The following is a 17,887-nucleotide window of genomic DNA, read 5'->3' on the forward strand; positions in this document are numbered from 1 at the left end:
TCACGCACCCGCTTCCGCCGGCCACATAGAGCGAACGCCGCTTGCCCGCAAGATGCCGGCCCGACGGACCGCCGGGCCGACCGGCGCCGGTCGGGCTACTCGGCCTCCCGCCCACTGAGGGGCCGGCTCACCCGACCGGCCAGCCCGAGCCACACCACAGCGACCGCTTTATCCTTATTTATGCACGGGCAGCGCCGCCGCGGCCCGGCTCGATCGTCGGCAGCTCCCACCCCACGGAAAGGGCTCACCCATGCGGGTCTTCATCGTCGGCACAGGCAACATGGCGGGCGGCATCGCCACCCGCGCCCTGGCGGGCGGGCACCCGGTCCGGCTGATCGGTACGGATCCGGCCAAGGCCACGACGCTCTCCGACGCCCTGGCCGAGCGGGTGGCCGGGGCCGATGTGGCACCCGCCGTGCCGGACGCCGTCGGCGGGGCGGACGTGGTGGTGCTCGCCGTGCCGTTCGACGCGGCCAAGCAGGTCGTCCACGAGTACGGGGACCAGCTCGCCGGGAAGACGGTCGTCGACATCTCCAACCCGGTGGACTTCTCGACCCTCGACTCGCTCACGGTGCCCGCGGACAGCTCCGGCGCCCAGCAGATCGCGGCGGCCGCCGCGCCCGGCACACGGGTGGTGAAGGCCTTCAACACCACGTTCGCGGGCGCCCTGGTCGCCGGCCAGGTCGGCGGGCTGCCGCTGGACGTGTTCATCGCGGGCGACGACGCGGCGGCCTGCGACCAGGTGGCCGAACTGGCCTCCTCCGGCGGACTCAACCCGGTGGTCGTCGGCGGCCTCCGCCACGCCCGCGAACTGGAGGGCATCCAGTTGCTGCACATGGCCCTGCAGACAGGGCCCGAGGGACACGGCTGGATGAGCGCACTCAAGATCGTCGCGCCCTGAACCCACCACCCTGAACCCGCCGCTCTGAACCCGCCCTGCCCTGGTCGGGACCGGCCCGTACGGCCGCGGTGTCGGCCCATGGTGCCGGAGAGACGGCCGAAGTCCTGGCGAACACCGTGTGGCACGCCCCGGCCCGTAGTACTTTCCCCACAACAGCCGTGACTCTGGGGGGAGTTACACATATGCACGGCACGACAAGCGGGTTCCACTACGGTGCGGTCACTCCGGTGGCCGCCTATCTGATGGCCTGTCTGGGCGGGGCCCTGGGGCTGCGCTGCATCGTACGGTCGCTCTACCACAACGGGCAGTCGTGGAAGCCCGGCTGGCTGGCGCTGGGGGCGGCCTCGATCGGCTGCGGCATCTGGACGATGCACTTCATCGCGATGATCGGTTTCCATGTCCAGGAGACCACGATCCACTACGACGTGGGTCTGACGCTGCTCAGCCTGGCGGTGGCGATCGTGGTGGTCGGCATCGGCGTCTTCGCGGTCGGCTACCGGGGCGCGACCGCCGGAACGCTCTGGACGGCCGGTGTCATCACCGGGCTCGGCGTGGCGGCCATGCACTACCTGGGGATGGCCGCGCTCCGCTTTGACGGAACGATTCACTACGACCGGCTCACGGTCGCCCTCTCGGTGCTCATCGCGATCGCGGCGGCGACGGCCGCGCTGTGGGCGGCCGTATCGATCCGGGGCTTCACGGCGAGCCTCGGCGCCAGCCTGGTGATGGGCCTGGCGGTGTCGGGCATGCACTACACCGCGATGGCGGCGGTGAGCGTCGATGTGCACCCGGCGTCCGTCACCGCCTGGTCGAGCGCGTCCCCGACCTCGCTGCTGCTGCCCATGCTGCTCGGCCCGGCCGTGTTCCTGCTGCTGGCCGGGGTGGTGGTGATGTTCGACCCGCTGCTGGTGCTGGGCGAGGGCGACTGGCACCCCCGGACGGCCAGGCAGCACGGGCCCGCCGGGCCGGCCCCGGCCGGCCCCGCGCAGGCGCCGGGCCGACGGGGTGGCCGGGGTGCGCATGGACCGCAGAACCGTTACCGCAGTGACGCGGTCCGCGCGAACCGCGCCTCGGGTCCGGCCCGGCCCGCCCCGTCCGGCACCGACCTTCACCGGCCCGCGCCGGGCGGTACCACCCGCCCCGGCTCGCGGGCCCGGCGCAGGCCCGGCGGCCCGGATCCGTACGGCACCCCCACGGATCCCTACCAGTGGTGACCGCTCAGCTCGCCGCCCGGTCCTCCGCGGGCGCGGCGCGGTGGGTGAGCGGTGCGCGCAGTCCCAGGTGCTCACGGAGTGTCGTACCGGTGTAGGCCGTGCGGTAGACGCCCCGTTCCTGGAGTTCCGGGACGAGCAGGTCGACGATGTCGTCGAGGCCGTCGGGGATGAGGTACGGCGTGATGTTGAAGCCGTCGACTGCGCCGTGGCGGACGAAGTGGGCGAACTTGTCGGCGAGTCCGGAAGGGGTACCGACATGGCCGCGCTGCGGGCCGAGGGCGATGACGGTCTCGCGCAGCGACCAGCCGTTGGCCTCCGCCTTCTGGCGCCACTCGGCGACGACCTCGCGCGGGTCGGCGATCCGGCGGGCGCCGAAGGAGCCGTCGTTCTCCTCGACGAGGGGGTCCTCGGCGGGCAGCGGCCCGTCGGCGTCGCGGTCGGACAGGTCGCGGTTCCACAGCAGTCCCGCGATGCTCAACGCCGTTGCCGGGGTGACCTGTTGAAGGCGCAGCCAGCGCTTCTTCTCCTGGGCCTCGGCCTCGGTGGCACCGATGATGATCTCGGTCCCCGGCAGGATGCGCAGGTCGTCCTCGGGGCGCCCCGCGGCCCGCAGCCGGCGCCGGACGTCGTCGGCGAAGGCGAGCGCGTCATCGAAGTCGTTGCCGTGGGCGGAGAAGATGACGTCGGCGTTGCGGGCGGCGAAGTCCCGCCCCTCGCCCGAGTCGCCGGCCTGGAAGATCACCGGGTGGCCCTGGGCGCTGCGCGGCAGGGTCGGGGTCAGTTCGACGTCGAACTGCGGTCCCTTGTGGGTGACTTGGCGTACGGCACCGGGTGCGGACCAGGCGGGGGCGTCGGTGGACCGGGCGACGGCGGCGTCGTCCCAGCCGTCCCAGAGCGCGCGGGCCACCTCCAGGAACTCCCCGGCGCGCCGGTAGCGGTCGGCGTGGTCGAGGTAGCCGCCGCGCCGGAAGTTGGCTCCGGTCCAGGCGTTGTCGGTGGTGACGACGTTCCAGCCGGCCCGGCCGCCGGAGAGCAGGTCGAGTCCGGAGAGGCGGCGGGCGAGGTCGGCGGGTTCGTTGAAGGTGGTGTTGGAGGTGGAGACCAGGCCGATCCGGTCGGTGACGGCGGCGAGCGCGGCGAGCTGGGTGATGGCGTCCGGCCGTCCGGCGATGTCGAGTTCGTGGATCTGTCCGTCGACCTCCCGGAGTCTGAGTCCCTCGCCGAGGAAGAAGGCGTCGAACAGGCCGCGTTCGGCGGTCTGGGCGACCCGTCGGTAGGAGGCGGGGTCGATCTGGGAGCCGCTGTCGGGGTGGGACCAGATCGTCCAGTGGTTGACGCCCTGGAAGAACACGCCGAGGTGCAGCTGGGCGTGCGGCCGGGGCACGTCGGTGGGGTCGGTGCGGGTCATCGGTTCTCCTCGCGGGTGCCGGCGGCGGCGAAGCGGTTGGCGGGGCGTTCCAGGCCCAGCGTGCTGCGCAGGGTGGTGCCGGGCAGCGGGCGGGCGGCGACGCGGCGGTCGAAGAGGTCCGGCAGGACCAGCCGGGACAGCACGGGCAGGTCCTCGTCGAGGGCGAGTGGATGGAGCCGGACGCCGTCGACGCTGTCCGCCAAGTCCTCGATCAGCGCCACCAGTTCGGCGGCCGGACCGATGTGCCGCAGCCGGCCGTGGTCCGGCCGGGGCGCGTGCCGTTCCAGCGCGGCGACCCGCTCGGCGCCGGTGGCTTCGGGGGTGTCGAGGGCGACCTCGATCTCGGCGAGGACGCGGGGCGCGGTGACGGCCCGGGCGGCGGCGCGGACGGCCGTGACGTCGGGCCCGTCGACCAGGGCGACGTCGAGCTGTTCCTCCGGTACGGCGCCGGGGCGGCCGAGGACGACGAGCTGTCCCTGGGGCGGGCGGGGCACGATGGCCGGTCCCTTGACCGCGTAGGTGTCGCCGGTGAAGTCGATGTAGTGCAGGCGCTCGCGGTCGAGGTAGCGGCCGGTGGCGACGGACCGGATGACGGCGTCGTCCTCCCAGGAGTCCCACAGCGCGCGTACCGCCTCGACGCCGTCCCTGGACTCGCGGGTCCGTCCGGCGGCGTCGCCCACGACTTCCCGTCCCCAGGCCCGGGCGACCGCCGGATCCGTCTCCTCCCCCACGATCCACCCGGTCCGGCCGGCGGCGATGTGGTCGAGCGAGGCCAACTGGGAGGAGACGTGGAAGGGTTCGGCGTAGGTGAGCGGGACGACCGGCGCGACGGCGAGGGTGCTGGTGGCCGCGGCGACGAACGCGGCACGTTCGACCGCGCCGATCCGCCCGACGGGGTCCGGTCCGCTGCCGGGCGGCAGCAGTCCGTCCTCCAGGGTGAGCAGGGTGAACCCGGCGTTCTCCGCGGCGGCGGCCAGGCGGGTCAGCCTGCGGGGGGTGAGCAGTTCGTCGGGGGTGTGCGCGGCGCGGCGCCAGGCGGCGGGGTGGGCGCCGTCGCCGTCGGCCTCCAGGGCGAGGCGCAGGGCAGGGGCGGGCATACGGGGTCCTTCCGGGACACGTGGAGAGGCCACCGTCGGCAGGAGTGTGCCGGCCGGCGTGGTTCAGGGACGTGTGGCCACCGACGCGGGGGGTCAGTGGGCGGAGGAAGGACAGACGGCCGATGCGGTCCGGCAGTAGTCGACGTGCCGGCGGATGACGAGGCGTGCGCCCAGGGCGGCACCGCGCGGTGCCGTGCCAGGTACGTGCATCAGGGCCTCCACCCGTCCGGTACGAACCGTTTCACCCTAGGTCGCCCGCCCCGGATCATGTCAAGGGTGACTGGAGGAGATCCGGGAAGAGGGGCGCTGTCGCCGGTCATGCGGGGGCTCTTTCGGTCGTGCGGCGGGGCGGTCGGCCGGAGCGGCTCCGTGGCCCGGAGTTCGGCCTCGCGACCAGAACTGAGCACCGACCCCGCCGGCCCGCAGCCGGGCGAGGTCGGTGTGCAGCTCCGGGCGCTTCCCGTCGAGCCCCTCGACGCTGCCTCCGGCGCGCCCGCGCAGGGCCATGGGGAGATCGTTGTGGCCGTCGAAGACAGGGGTGGCGCGCAGTGCTTCCGCGACGACGTCGGTCATGGGTTCGCTCCCTCCCGGTCTGCGGGAATCGGCCGCCGGCGGGCCTGGCGTACCGGGTCGGGGACGGGCAGGGCGGCGATCAGGCGCCGGGTGTACTCCTCGCGGGGGTTGCCGAGCACCTCGGCGGTGTCGCCGGACTCGGCGATCCGGCCCCGGTGCAGGACCAGGACGCGGTGGGCGACCTGTTCGACGACCGCGAGGTCATGGCTGACGAACAGTGCGGCGAAGCCCAACTCCCGTTGCAGATCGGCGAACAGGGCGAGCACCTGGGCCTGTACGGACACGTCGAGGGCGGAGGTGGGCTCGTCGGCGATCAGCAGCCGGGGCCGCAGGGCGAGCGCCCGCGCGAGTCCGGCGCGCTGCCGCTGGCCGCCGCTGAGTTCGTGCGGGTACCGGTCGGCGTGGGCGCGGGGCAGCCGGACGGCTTCGAGAAGGTCCTCGACCTCGTCACGGATCGCCCTGGGGCCGAGTTCACGGCGGTGCACGACGAGGGGCTCGGCGATGCTGTCGCCGATGGTGAGGAGCGGGTCGAAGCTGGTGGCGGGGTCCTGGAAGACGTATCCGATGTGCCCCGCCGTCCGGCGGTCGCGGCCGGTCGGCGTCCGGCCGAACACCTCCAGCCGGCCGCCGGTGACCGGGGTGAGTCCGGCGACGGCCCGGCCGATCGTGGTCTTGCCGCTGCCGCTCTCCCCCACCAGGCCGACCACTTCCCCCTGCCGGATCTCGAAGTCGACCCCGGCCACGGCTCGGAAGCCCTTGCGTCCGAGCCGTCCGGGGTGCTCGACGACCAGCCCGGTCGCCCGCACCACGGGCCGCCCCTCGGCGACGGTCTGGGCTGTCCGCCCGCCGCTTCCGAAGTCCGGTACCGCCGCCAGCAGTTCGCGGGTGTACGGATGGGACGGCGCGGCGAACAGCTCGCGTACCGGCGCCTGTTCGACCACCTCCCCGGCCCGCATGACGGCCACCCGGTCGGCGAGGTCGGCGACCACGCCCATGTTGTGGGTGACCAGGAGGACGGCGGTGCCGAAGTCGGTGCGGCAGCGGTGCAGCAGCTCCAGGATCTCGGCCTGGACGGTGACGTCGAGCGCGGTGGTGGGCTCGTCGGCGACCAGGAGCTTCGTGCCGAGGGCGAGGGCCATGGCGATGACTGCCCGCTGCTTCTGGCCGCCGGAGAGCTGGTGCGGGTAGTGGTCGACGCGGAGTCCGGGTTCCGGGATGCCGACTTTGTCCAGCCATTCGACGGCAAGGGCCCGCCGCTCCGCCCGGCCGCCGCCGCGGCCGTGGGCGCGCAGGCCCTCGGTGAGCTGCCAGCCGATGGTGAAGACGGGGTTGAGGGCGGTGGAGGGCTCCTGGAACACCATGGCGACATGGGTGCCGCGCAGGGCGCGCAGCCGGGCGGGGGACGCGGTGAGCACGTCCTCGGCGGGCTCCGCCTGGCCGTTGTCGTCGCGGGGGTCGCCGTCGCCGAGCAGGACGCGGCCGCGGGTGGTCGCGGTGGCGGGCAGCAGACCGAGGGCCGCGCGGGCGGTGACGGTCTTGCCGCTGCCGCTCTCGCCGACCAGGGCCAGCACCTCGCCGGGCGCGACGGACAGGTTCACCCCGCGCACGGCGGCGGCCGGGCCGGTGTCGGTGGCGAAGGTGACGTGCAGGTCCTCGATACGCAGCAGGTCGCTCATCGGGTGCGGCTCCGTCCGGTGCGTCGCCGGCGCAGCCGGGGGTCGGCCAGGTCGGTCAGGGTCTCGCCGAGCAGGGTGGTGCCGAGCACGGTGAGCACGATGCCGAGGCCGGGCGGTACGGCCGTCCACCAGATGCCCGAAGTGACGTCGGCGACGGACCGGTTGAGGTCGTAGCCCCATTCGGCGGCCGAGTTGGGCTCGATGCCGAAGCCGAGGAAGCCGAGTCCGGCGAGGGTGAGGATGGCCTCCGAGGCGTTGATCGTGAAGATCAGGGGCAGGGTGCGCACGGAGTTGCGCAGCACGTGCCGGAACATGATCCGCCAGGTCCCGGTGCCGATCACCCGGGCCGCGTCCACGAACGGCTCCGCCTTCACCCGCAGCACCTCGGCGCGTACGACCCGGAAGTACTGGGGTACGAAGGAGACGGCGACCGCGGCGGCGGCCGCGCCGAGTCCGCCGGCCAGGCTGGACCGGCCGCCGCTGATCACGATCGACATGACGATGGCCGGCAGCAGGGGCGGGAAGGCATAGAGCGCGTCGGCGAGTCCCACCAGCAGCCGGTCGAGGCGCCCGCCGAGATACCCGGAGACCAGCCCCAGCACCGTGCCCGGGAGCGCCGAGAGCAGCAGGGCGGCCAGGATGATCTCCAGTGCGGTGCGCGCACCCCACACCGTGCGGGACAGCACGTCGTACCCGGCGATGGTGGTGCCCAGGGGGTGCTCGCCGGACGGCTGCTGCTGGGAGCCGAACAGGCCGTGGGAGTCGCGGAGTTGGGCGAAGCCGTGCGGGGCGAGCAGCGGGCCGAACAGGGCGGTGAGGACGAACAGCCCGGTCAGCACCGCGCCGGTGAGCAGCATCGCGCGCTGCGCTCCGGTGCCGGTGCGCAGCGGGAGCCGTCGTACCAGGAGCAGGGCCATGGTCAGTACCTCACCCGTGGGTCGATGAGGACGGCGAGGACGTCGACGAGGAAGTTCGTCACCGCCACGACGACCGCGAACAGGGCCACGATGCCCTGTACGGCGGGGAAGTCACGGGCCGTCAGGTAGTGCGCGAGTTCGTAGCCGAGGCCCTTCCACTCGAAGGTGGTCTCGGTCAGCACGGCGCCGCCGAGCAGTCCGGCTACCTGGAGGCCGAGCACGGTGACCACCGGGATCAGCGCGGGCCGGGTGGCGTGCCGGGTGACCAGCCGGAAGGAGTGGACGCCACGGGAGCGGGCGGCGTCCACATACTCGGCGGAGAGGGTCCCGACCAGGTTCGTGCGGACCAGACGGAGCAGGACACCGGCGACGAGCAGGCCGAGGGCGAGGCCGGGCAGGACGGCGTGTTCGAGCACGTCTGCGACGGCGGTGCCGTCGCCGCTGCGCACGGCGTCCACCAGATAGAAGCCGGTGGTGCTGGTCTGGTTCTGCAGGAAGAGCTGGACGTCCGTGCTCGCACGGCCGGAGGCCGGCAGCCAGCCGAGCCGGATCGCGAAGACCAGTTTCAGCAGCAGGCCGGTGAAGAACACCGGGGTGGCGTAGGTCAGGATCGCGAACAGCCGCAGGACCGCGTCGGGGGCCCGGTCGCGGTACGTGGCCGCCAGCATGCCGAGCGGTACGCCGAGGGCGAGGGCCAGCGTCAGGGCGTAGCAGGCGAGTTCGACGGTGGCGGCGCCGTAGGTGGTCAGGACCTGGGTGACCGGCTGGTTGTCGGTGACGGTGCGGCCGAGGTCGCCGGTCGCGAGGGAACGAAGATAGTCCAGGTACTGGGTGAGCAACGGCCGGTCGTAGCCCGCCTGGTGGAGCTTGTCGTGGAGCTGGGCCGGGGTGAGCCGGTCGCCGAAGGCCGCGGTGATCGGGTCACCGGTGACCCGCATCAGGAAGAACACCAGGCTGACCAGGATCAGCACGGTCGGGATGATGAGGAGGAAGCGGATCAGCAGGTAGCGGGCGAGGCCGTACCCGGGGGCGCCGTCGGCCGGAGTTCCGACGGCGCCCCCGGTTGCCTCCTGGGTCAGGGCGCTCACTTTGTCGTGAGTCCGGCCCAGCGGAACTGGTACCGGGCGTCCAGCTCGTCGGGGACACCGCTGACGTCGGTGCGGGTGACGATCGCCGTGGAGCCCTGGAGCAGGGGCACCAGCGGCACCTGGGCGGCGGCCGCGCCCTGTGCCCGCTTCAGCAGTTCGGCCCGCTTGGCCGAGTCGGTCTCGGTCTCCTCCTTCAGGACCAGCGCGCGCACGGCCGGGTCCGCATAGCCGTTGGCCACCCAGCTGTTGGCGGAGTAGAAGGGCGAGAGGTAGTTGTCGGCGTCGAGGTAGTCGGCGTACCAGCCGAGCTGGTAGAGCGGGTAGAGGTGCTTGATCCGGTCCTTGCCGTACTGGGTCCACTCGGTGGACTGGAGGTTCACCTTGAACAGACCGGTGGCTTCCAGCTGGGACTTGATCAGGGCGTACTCGTCGGCCGACGAGGAGCCGTAGTGGTCGCTGTTGTACTGGAGATTGAGGGTGACGGGGGTGCTCACCCCGGCCGCCTTCAGCCGGGCCGCCGCCGCTGCCCTGTCGGGGCCGCCCTTCTTGTCGCCGTAGCGGGACTTGTACGACGGGGTGGCGCCGGTGAGGCCGTCCGGGACGGTGCTGTAGAGCGGCTGGTAGCTGTTCTTGTAGACCTGCTGGGCGAGTTGGGCGCGGTCGACCGAGTCGGCCACCGCCTGCCGGACGGCGAGGGCCTTCTCCTTGTCGGCGTCCTTGGTCTTCGTGCCGTAGGGCTGGGTCTGGAAGTCGAAGACGAGGTAGCGGATGCCGTTGCCGGAGCCGGTGTGGACCTTGACGTTCCTCTCCTTGGCGAGGGAGTCCAGGTCGGCGGTGGTGAGGGTGCGGTAGACGGCGTCGATGGTGCCCTGCTGCACGTCCAGCTTCAGGTTGCCGGCGTCCGTGTAGTACTTGAGCTGGATGTTCCTTGTCTTCGGGGTGCCCTGCTGGCCCTGGTAGGCGGTGTTGGCGGTGAAGGAGACCAGCGAGTTCTTGTCGTAACTCGCCACTCCGTAGGGGCCGTTCCAGGGCTTGGCCGTCACGATGGCCTGGTCGGGGAGGATCTTGTCGGCGGGGAAGACCTGTTCGTCGACGACATAGCCGGCGGCCGTGGTCAGCACCTGCGGGAACAGGGTGTCGTTCGCCGACTTGAGGGTGAAGACGACGGTGGTGGGGTTCGGGGCGGCGACCGAGCCGAGGTTGTGGAGCAGCGAGGAGGGGCCGTTCTGGTCGGCGATCCTCAGGTCCCGGTCGAAACTGAACTTGACGTCGGAGGACGTCAGTTCATGACCGTTGGCGAACTTCAGGCCCTTCTTCAGGGTGACCGTGTACTGCTTGGGCCCGGTCAGTTCGATGCCCGTGGCCAGGTCTGGGGTCGGCTCCGCCGAGCCGTTCTTCACGCTGAGGAGGGTCGAGTACACCTCGCTCTCGATCGTCCCGGAGCCCGCGTCCCAGGCGCCGGCCGGGTCGAGGCTGGTGACCTGGTCGGTGGTGCCGATGGTGAGCGAGGTGCCGGAGGCCGCCGTGCTGCCGTCCTTGCTGCTGGTGCAGCCGGTGAGGGTCAACAGGGCGGCCGCGCCGAGGGATACCGCTGCCAAACCGGGGGTTCTGTCGCTGTGCCGGGCCATGAGGGATCTCTGCTTCCGCTTCGAGGGGAGCGCGAGCCGGCGGCACACCGTGCCAAGGGCTCAGGGCTCGGCGCGTGCGCGAGATCGCGGGAAGGGACTGCTGGGAGAGAGGTCAGCCGTGACAGAGACAGCTGGAGACCAGCAGCAGATCCACATGGCGCCGGGAGCACAGCACGAGGGCAGTCGCCACGCCGTCCTCCTGAGGTCCTGGCCGTCGTCGCGGCCGCTGTGAACGCACTTGCAGAAACCGAAGAGATCCGCCGAGCCGTCACCTGGGGCACCCCACTGCGTCGAGGGTTGCCGTCCGGCCAGCCAGGGCTTGATCACCGGAACTCGTGGCTCGCGCTCACCGTAGATCGACGCGTCTTACGACGTCAAGGGCGTCTCCAAGTGGCTGAACGGGCCGTACCGGTGCGGTCGTTGCGGTCGGCACGCCAAGGATCCGGCGCGCCAAGGATCCGGGGCGCCAAGTCGCCGACAGGACCTCGTTGCTACGGTGCCCCGGTGTCTGACTCCTCACGCGATACCGCAGAAGGCGCCGGCTGGGGCTCCGCCGAACGCGGCGCCTACAAGCAACTCATGCCGGAACACGTCGAAAAGATCTTCTGGTTCAACCCGAGGACCATGTGGGCCGCCCGCAACGGCGTGCTGGCGTCCTGGTTCGGCGACCCGACCGGCCGCACCCGCAGCCGATGGGTGGCGCAGCGGGCGGCCGCCGGGGCGCCTGCCGACAAGGTGATCCGGCGTCATGAGGCGGACCGGTTCTCGTTCATGGTGATCGGCGACACCGGTGAGGGCGACGACTCCCAGTACGCCGTCGTGCCGGGATTTCTGAAGGTGGGCCAGGACACCGACTTCGCGGTGATCGCGAGCGACGTGATCTACCCGGTCGGGACCACCGACGACTACGGCACCAAGTTCTTCCGTCCCTACCAGGACTATCCGGCGCCGATCTACGCGATACCCGGAAACCACGACTGGTACGAGGACCTCGGCGCCTTCATGCGCGTCTTCTGCGACGACACCCCGCAGCTCCCGCCCGAGCCGAAGCCCCGCCCGCTGACCGGTGCGTGGTGGCGCACCCTGCTCTGGCACCGGCCCCGCCCCACGGACGAGCAACTCCTGGCGGACGCACGGAAGTTGCGTCCCACGCAGGAGCAGACGGCCGTACAGCCGGGCCCCTACTGGGCGATCGACGCCGGACCGGTCCGGATCGTCGGCATCGACACCGGTCTGCTCGGCACGATCGACGCCGAACAGGGCGCCTGGCTCCGTGAGGTGTCCCAGGGATCCCGCCCGAAGATCCTGGTCACCGGCTCCCCGCTGTACGTGGACGGCGAGCACCACCCCTGCTCCATCGAGGGCGGCGGCACGGTCGACGACATCGTCCGCGACCCGGCCCACCACTACGTGGCGGCGATCGGCGGCGACATCCACAACTACCAGCGCTACCCCGTGGACGTGGACGGCCGCACCATCCAGTACGTGGTCGCCGGCGGCGGCGGTGCCTTCATGCACGCCACCCACACCATCCCCCCGGTCTCGATCGCGAACGTCACCGAGGACGACTTCCGCTGCTATCCGCTGCGCGGCGACTCCCTCGCCTTCTACAGCCGGCTGTACGGCCGCAGGCTGCGGCTGCGCCGCTTCTTCACGCTCACCGAGGCCGAGGCCACAGCCGTCATCGCCGAGCGCCTCGGCATCAGGCCCGGCCGCGCTCCCGGCCCGGACACCCGGGTCACCCGCCGGACCCGGCTGGTCGCGAGCCTGCTCGGCGCCGGCAGCCGCCCGGACAGCGCCCCGCGCTTCCGGCTGCCCGTGAAGAAGATCTACACCCAGCTGTTCTCACCGGGCTCGCCCAGCTACACCCCGCCGTTCTTCAAGTGCTTCCTGCGCCTCGACGTCACGCCGGAGGCCGTACGGCTGCGCTGCTTCGCCGCCACCGGAAACCGCCCGCAGGAGCTGGATCCGCCGGCCGAGGACGAGATCATCATCCCCCTGCTCTGATCACACTCCCGCAATGTTCGGGTGCCACAATCAGGGCAGAACTGACGTACGACCGCTGGAGGACCCGTGCCGTCCACCCCCCGCCCCCTGCGCAGACTGGGCTTCCTCACCATCGGCCTGTTCGACGGGGCGGATCCGGGCAAGGGCCACGAGTCCACGCTGGAGATCATCGAACTCGGCGAGCGCCTGGGCTTCGACAGCGCCTGGGTACGCCATCGGCACCTCCAGTACGGCATCTCGTCCCCGGTCGCCGTCCTCGCGGCGGCCTCCCAGCGCACGAGCCGTATCGAACTCGGCACCGCGGTGATCCCGCTGGGCTGGGAGAACCCGCTGCGGCTCGCGGAGGATCTGGCGACCGTCGACATCCTGTCCGGCGGCCGCCTCAACCCCGGCGTGAGCGTGGGCCCGCCCATGCACTACGAGCAGGTCAAGGAGGCCCTCTACCCGGACACGGCCGACAGCGAGGACTTCGGCTACGAGCGGGTGCGCCGGCTGCTGGACTTCGTGCGCGGCAAGCCGGCCACCGACTTCAGCGGGGTGGAGGGCATCGAGGTGTTCTCCGACAGGGTGCAGCCGCAGTCCCCCGGTCTCGGGCAGCGGCTCTGGTACGGCGGCGGCAGCCTCGGCTCGGCCCGCTGGGCGGGCGAGCACGGCATGAACTTCCTGACCAGCAGTGTCGTCAGGGCCGGGGACCCGGACGGCCCGACCGACTTCGCCGAGATCCAGCTCTCGCACATCCGCGAGTTCCGCGCCCACCACCCCGACGGCGACGCGGCCCGGGTCTCCCAGGGCCTGGTCGTCATCCCCACCGACTCCGCCACGCCCGAGCAGCGCGCCAAGTACGAGGCGTACGCGGCAGGGCGCCTGCCGCGCACCACGGCCCCGCAGGGCCCGGGCCGGCTGCTGTTCGCACCGGACCTGGTCGGCACCTCGGCCGAGCTCGCCGAACGGCTGCACGCGCACGCCGGGTTCCGCGAGGTGGACGAGGTGGCCTTCGCGCTGCCGTTCACGTTCGAGCACGAGGACTACGTCCAGATCCTCACGGACATGGCGACCCACCTCGGCCCGGCGCTGGGCCGGCGTCCGACGGCCGCCGCCTAGGTCACCAGCGGCGCACCTCCGTGCCGGTGACCGGCTCCGACGGCTTGCCGTCCACTCCGACCGGCACCTCGCCGTGCAGCATCACCCGGTGCATGACCCTGGGGAAGCCGAGGTGGGCGTTGTCGCTGGGCGCGAGATGGATGGTGGCCCGGTTGTCCCAGAAGGCGACACTGCCGGGCTCCCAGCGGAAGCGGACCGTGTACTCGGGCCGTACGGCCTGTTCCAGGAGCATCTCCAGCAGAGCGGCGCTCTCCGGCCGGGAGACGTCGGCGATCTGCTCGACGTAGTAGCCGTTGACGTACAGCACCCGCTCGCCGGTCTCCGGGTGCACGCGCACCAGCGGATGTACCGAGGCCACCTGATGGTCCAGCAGGTGGCGGAGGTAGGAGTCGTCGCCGGGGCGGGGCTGGTAGCCGACGCCGAGGCGGTGTTCGGCGCGCAGTCCGTCGACGAAGGCGCGCACGGGCTCGGAGAGTCCGGTGTAGGCGGCGGCGAGGTTGGCCCAGGTGGTGTCGCCGCCGTACGGCGGGACGGTCTCGGCGCGCAGGATCGTCGCGGCCGGCGGGTCGATCCGGGCGCCGTGGTCGCAGTGCCAGCCGCGCAGCAGGGTGTGCCTGCGCCTCTGGAGCCACTCCTCGTGCTCCATCCCGAACCGTCCGCCCAGCTCCAACCGGTCGGCGGTGGTCTCCACCTCGGGGAAGTCCGCGGGTGAGGCGCTGCCGCGCCGCCCCAGGACGACGGGCTCACCGAACCGACGGGCGAAGGCCACATGCCCGGCATGGTCCAGCCGCTGCCCCCGGAAGAAGACGACCTTCCAGCGGAGCACGGCCTCCCGGATCACCGCGACCACCGCGTCATCGAGGTCCTGGGTGAGGTCGACCCCGATGATCTCGGCGCCGATGCGCCCGGCAACGGGACTCACCTCGACCGTCTGGTTCCCTGTGCTGTTTCCCGTCGTCATACACGCTCCGCTGATCGTCGGTACCGGCCACTGGAGAAGTACCCCGGCATGAGACGCGGTGATGCACCGGGCACTCCTGCATCCGGAGGCACGCGGATGGCGAGCGGATGGATTTCCACGCACGATGATCTCGAAAACCCCTGGTCGCAGAGAGTCTGGTCCGCTGTGAACCGCGAAGGAGACACCCGTGAAAACCATCGGCACAGGCCAGCAGGTGGCCGCGTGAACCTTCGCAAGAACTCGCGGGACACCTCGCGTCAGCGGGCGCAGAAGGCTCTGGCACACTCCAGACAGTCGCACGCGTACCTGGTGTCGGTCCTGCTGGTCCTCCTGCTGACGACCGCAGCGCTGGGCTATTTCGGTATCAGGGACCTGACCAGCGCCTTCACCTTTCCCGGTCGCCTCACCGGTGCGGTGCTCGTCGCGGTCGCCTTCATCTCGTTCCTTGGTACCGCCGCGCTGGTGGACCACTGGCTGTTTCGGACTTTCCCGCACTCCGGCCCGGTAGCCCTGCTCGGTGTGTTCGCGGCTCTACTGACCAACTTGGCGCTCTTCTTCGACCTGGTGAGCAATGCCGATTCAAGACGTTGGATGGCGTTTTTCGGTGCGCTCACGCTGGGTTCGGCATGGGCCGTCTTCGTCGTGTGGCGGACAAAGATCGTGATTCCCGCCCCCAAGCGGGTGGCCACGGCACTGATCGCCACCACCATCATCGCGGTAGGTAATTTCGGCTATCAGAATCTCTACCTGCCGTCGCGAGTAGAGGTCAGGCCCATCATCAAGATCAGCATGGACAGCCCGGTGACGAGCAAGGGCCACAACTCATTTGCCATCCCGGTCACCATCACCTTCGAGAACCACAGCAATCAGAGTTTCAACGTGCTCGGCACGGAATTCCACGCCATGGCGCAACGCGTGCCGCTGAGTCCGACGGACCAGCTCCGGCAGAAGTGGCGGACCGAAGCCAGTCAGTGGAACTCGTTCGAGCGGACGAACCCGCTGTCTCGCAGGGAGATTCACCAGCCAGGTGACCTGGTGGAAGCCCAGCCATGGATGCGCTACGGAGATCCGATCGGAGCGAACGACATCGTCACCGCCCGAATCATCGTGCAACTTCCCATGAACACGCCGTACGACCAAGTGACGTTCTACGCCAGCGCACACATCGCGCGCGCGGACCGGGTGTCCCTGGATCAGCTCAAGCCCGCCACCAACGAATACAGCTGGCGCGGCGGCAAACTACCCGGCTGGATGAAGCGTGGCAAGGATTACAAGGATTACGACTCCATCATCTACGAGAGCGACCTTCAAGAAAACAATGCCATCGACGCCGAAACGAGAACCCCCCGGCACCTCACCGTGTATTGGCAGTTCAGCCTGCACGGCGCAGACATTCTGGAAACCATCACGGCACGCGGCAAGGATGAGTCCCAGAAAACGACGGCAAACCGGTACGGCGTCACCGTCATCCAGGTGGGCCCGATCGAACGCACCCTGTGGGACATCAAGAGCCGGCAATGACCGGCACGGCCACAACAGGTGCCGCCGGCCGCCGGTCCCCCAGCCTCTCCAGCCACCCCACCAGCGCCAACGAACCGTTCATCCGGTCCCAGGAGTACGAGTCGCCCAGGCCCAGTTGAGCCTCCCGCACCGCCCGGCACAGCGTGTCGACGTCGAACATCTCCCCGACGAGTGGATGCCGTGCGGAGCGGCACAGGTCGATGAGTTCGTCTCCGTGTGTCCGCAGGCCGCGGACGTAGAGGTCGTTGAAGGGGATCTTGGCCACCCGGTCGTGTATCCGGGGCGGAAGCAGATCCGCCATGGCCTCGCGCAGCACCGTCTTCGGACGGCCCGCTCGCAACGTGGCATCCGCGGAGCGGTGCCGCATCGTCGCGATCACCTCCGGGTCGAGGAAGGGGTGCGAGAGGAAGAACCCGTGCCGCGGTGCGTAGCGCCAGGACAACGGGTCCGGAGCGGCGAGGTAGTTGGCCGCGTCGTAGAGCGACTGTTCCGGCCTGCTCCCGAACATGAAGCGGCTCTCGGCGATGCTGGCCGCGCGGTAGCCGTGAGCCCGCGCGAATCCGGGGCGCAGCCAGGGCGGGCGGGTGAAGTTGCCGAGGCCTGCAAGGACCGTTCCGCGACGGGTGAGCCTGGAGATCCGTTCGGCGGCCAGTGGCAGCGTCGGCTGTACGACATGTGCGCGGACGATCTCCCGTATCCCCCGTTGCCCGACGGCCGCATGCGCATGTGCCTGCCTCCGCAGCTCCCGGAGCTGTCCGGAGCGGGCCAGCCGGTGCAGGTGCAGCGGGTTCGCGTCCACGACCGGATCGGCTCCGCAACCGGTCAGGAGTGTGTCGCAGCCCAGGTCCGCCGCGGCGGCATGCAGTCTGCTCCAGAACGGGGCGCGGAAGGCGTGGGCGTGCGGCTCGTCCGGATCTCCCGCGTGGTGCCGGAAATCATCGAAGTCGGCCACGTCGTCGGCGTCGACGATGAGCGGACGGGCCGCTGGTGCGTACCGGCGGACCGCCTCGATCGCCTCGTCGAGGTACGGCCGCTCCCCGGCCAGCTCTCCCCCGCCGAAGCGCCCGGCGAGCAGGACCAGGTCCGCGGAGGGGTCCTCTTCCGCAGCGAGCAGGCGGGCCGCGAGCAGCGCGACGCTGGTGGAGTCGGTGCCGCCCGAGACATGGCATGCGGTCGCCCTGCCGAGGCGCCGGCCGACGGCGTGTTCCAGGGCGCGCCGCAGGTCCTCCCCGGCCCCGCCGGGGCAGGATCCGTCCGCCTTCGGGCCGTCGGCCCGAGCGGCGCGGTGCACACGCCGACCCCGTATCCACCCGGTGACCGAAACCTCCACCACCTCGCCGCCGAGGACACGGTGCACGCCCGTGAACGGGCTCAGTTCCGAGTGCGGTTGGGCCATGTTCCCGGTCAGGTAACGGCAGAAGTAACGGGGGTTCAGGTCCGCGGCGTCGCCCAGGCCGCGCGCCGAGGTGCTCGCGGCGGTCACCCGGCCGCCGGACTCCCTGAAGAACAGGGGGATGCGCGCCTGCTCGTCCCGTATCAGCAGTACGCGGTCGCGGTAGACCAGGACAGCGGCGAAGTCACCGGCCGGCAGCCGTGGTTCGGCTCCGGGCCGGCCGAAGGCGTCGAGGAGGGCGTGCGCGCCCGCCAGGCGGTCGTGGACCGAGCCGACCCAGCCGACGACCGCCGCGGTGCCGGCGGGTGAGGAGACCGTCGTCACGAGTCCCTGTCGGACCATGGCCTCGGCGGCCCGGAGTTTCGGCGCACCACCGGACCATTCGAGTCGGAGCGCTTCCAT

Annotated in this window: 13 protein-coding genes, 1 pseudogene and 1 riboswitch; of the genes and pseudogenes, 5 read left to right on the forward strand and 9 right to left on the reverse strand. The window is 71.2% G+C overall.

Going from position 1 to position 17,887, the window contains the following annotated elements:
* The first annotated feature begins 250 nt into the window (after nucleotides 1–250).
* Nucleotides 251–901, forward strand: a complete 651-nt coding sequence (locus tag ACIRR9_RS27535) for an NADPH-dependent F420 reductase (protein ID WP_403756887.1) — start codon at nucleotides 251–253, stop codon at nucleotides 899–901.
* Between the two features lie 182 nt (nucleotides 902–1,083).
* A complete protein-coding gene (locus tag ACIRR9_RS27540) occupies nucleotides 1,084–2,115 on the forward strand; it encodes an MHYT domain-containing protein (protein ID WP_403756890.1) in 1,032 nt (343 codons plus the stop codon).
* A gap of 4 nt (nucleotides 2,116–2,119) precedes the next feature.
* On the opposite strand, the gene ACIRR9_RS27545 is transcribed toward ACIRR9_RS27540, so the two are convergent.
* The 7 genes and pseudogenes from ACIRR9_RS27545 to ACIRR9_RS27575 form a co-directional block, all read right to left on the reverse strand.
* Entirely contained in the window at nucleotides 2,120–3,523 is a 1,404-nt protein-coding gene (locus tag ACIRR9_RS27545; protein WP_403756893.1) for an NtaA/DmoA family FMN-dependent monooxygenase, read from the reverse strand.
* On the reverse strand, nucleotides 3,520–4,620 hold the full coding sequence (locus ACIRR9_RS27550) for an LLM class flavin-dependent oxidoreductase (RefSeq protein ID WP_403756895.1): 1,101 nt from the start codon (nucleotides 4,618–4,620) through the stop codon (nucleotides 3,520–3,522). The genes ACIRR9_RS27545 and ACIRR9_RS27550 overlap by 4 nt, the downstream gene beginning before the upstream one ends.
* Nucleotides 4,621–5,010: 390 nt before the next feature.
* Nucleotides 5,011–5,193: pseudogene (locus ACIRR9_RS27555) on the reverse strand (membrane dipeptidase); the annotation flags it as partial.
* Nucleotides 5,190–6,869 (reverse strand): dipeptide ABC transporter ATP-binding protein, encoded by a 1,680-nt coding sequence (locus ACIRR9_RS27560; protein ID WP_403756898.1) that lies wholly within the window; start codon nucleotides 6,867–6,869, stop codon nucleotides 5,190–5,192. The pseudogene ACIRR9_RS27555 and the gene ACIRR9_RS27560, both read right to left, overlap by 4 nt.
* Nucleotides 6,866–7,786 carry an ABC transporter permease gene (locus tag ACIRR9_RS27565; RefSeq protein ID WP_403756901.1) on the reverse strand — a complete coding sequence of 307 codons (921 nt, stop codon included), beginning with the start codon at nucleotides 7,784–7,786 and terminating at the stop codon, nucleotides 6,866–6,868. The genes ACIRR9_RS27560 and ACIRR9_RS27565 overlap by 4 nt, the downstream gene beginning before the upstream one ends.
* 2 nt (nucleotides 7,787–7,788) lie before the next feature.
* Nucleotides 7,789–8,874 carry an ABC transporter permease gene (locus ACIRR9_RS27570; protein ID WP_403756903.1) on the reverse strand — a complete coding sequence of 362 codons (1,086 nt, stop codon included), beginning with the start codon at nucleotides 8,872–8,874 and terminating at the stop codon, nucleotides 7,789–7,791.
* Nucleotides 8,871–10,472, reverse strand: a complete 1,602-nt coding sequence (locus ACIRR9_RS27575) for an ABC transporter substrate-binding protein (RefSeq protein WP_403756906.1) — start codon at nucleotides 10,470–10,472, stop codon at nucleotides 8,871–8,873. Before ACIRR9_RS27575 ends, ACIRR9_RS27570 begins: the two co-directional genes overlap by 4 nt.
* Nucleotides 10,473–10,731: 259 nt before the next feature.
* A riboswitch (SAM riboswitch) is annotated at nucleotides 10,732–10,843 on the reverse strand.
* Between the two features lie 163 nt (nucleotides 10,844–11,006).
* Here ACIRR9_RS27575 and ACIRR9_RS27580 point away from each other — a divergent pair.
* Together ACIRR9_RS27580 and ACIRR9_RS27585 are read left to right on the forward strand one after the other, a co-directional pair.
* A complete protein-coding gene (locus tag ACIRR9_RS27580; RefSeq protein WP_403756908.1) occupies nucleotides 11,007–12,509 on the forward strand; it encodes a metallophosphoesterase family protein in 1,503 nt (500 codons plus the stop codon).
* A gap of 66 nt (nucleotides 12,510–12,575) precedes the next feature.
* Nucleotides 12,576–13,610: an LLM class flavin-dependent oxidoreductase gene (locus tag ACIRR9_RS27585; RefSeq protein WP_403756911.1), complete on the forward strand. Its 1,035-nt coding sequence runs from the start codon at nucleotides 12,576–12,578 to the stop codon at nucleotides 13,608–13,610.
* Nucleotide 13,611: 1 nt separating this feature from the next.
* Here the strand turns inward: ACIRR9_RS27585 and ACIRR9_RS27590 are convergent, their stop codons facing one another.
* Nucleotides 13,612–14,571 carry a TauD/TfdA dioxygenase family protein gene (locus tag ACIRR9_RS27590; protein ID WP_403756914.1) on the reverse strand — a complete coding sequence of 320 codons (960 nt, stop codon included), beginning with the start codon at nucleotides 14,569–14,571 and terminating at the stop codon, nucleotides 13,612–13,614.
* A 222-nt stretch (nucleotides 14,572–14,793) separates the two neighbouring features.
* On the opposite strand from ACIRR9_RS27590, the gene ACIRR9_RS27595 reads away from it, so the two are divergent.
* Nucleotides 14,794–16,092: a hypothetical protein gene (locus ACIRR9_RS27595; RefSeq protein WP_403756917.1), complete on the forward strand. Its 1,299-nt coding sequence runs from the start codon at nucleotides 14,794–14,796 to the stop codon at nucleotides 16,090–16,092.
* On the opposite strand, the gene ACIRR9_RS27600 is transcribed toward ACIRR9_RS27595, so the two are convergent.
* Complete coding sequence (locus ACIRR9_RS27600) at nucleotides 16,076–17,887, reverse strand: asparagine synthase-related protein (RefSeq protein WP_403756919.1); 1,812 nt, start codon at nucleotides 17,885–17,887, stop codon at nucleotides 16,076–16,078. The two genes, ACIRR9_RS27595 and ACIRR9_RS27600, sit on opposite strands and share 17 nt — an antisense overlap.

The sequence above is a fragment of the Streptomyces sp. NPDC101234 genome (assembly GCF_044767525.1).
Lineage (GTDB): Bacteria > Actinomycetota > Actinomycetes > Streptomycetales > Streptomycetaceae > Streptomyces > Streptomyces sasae.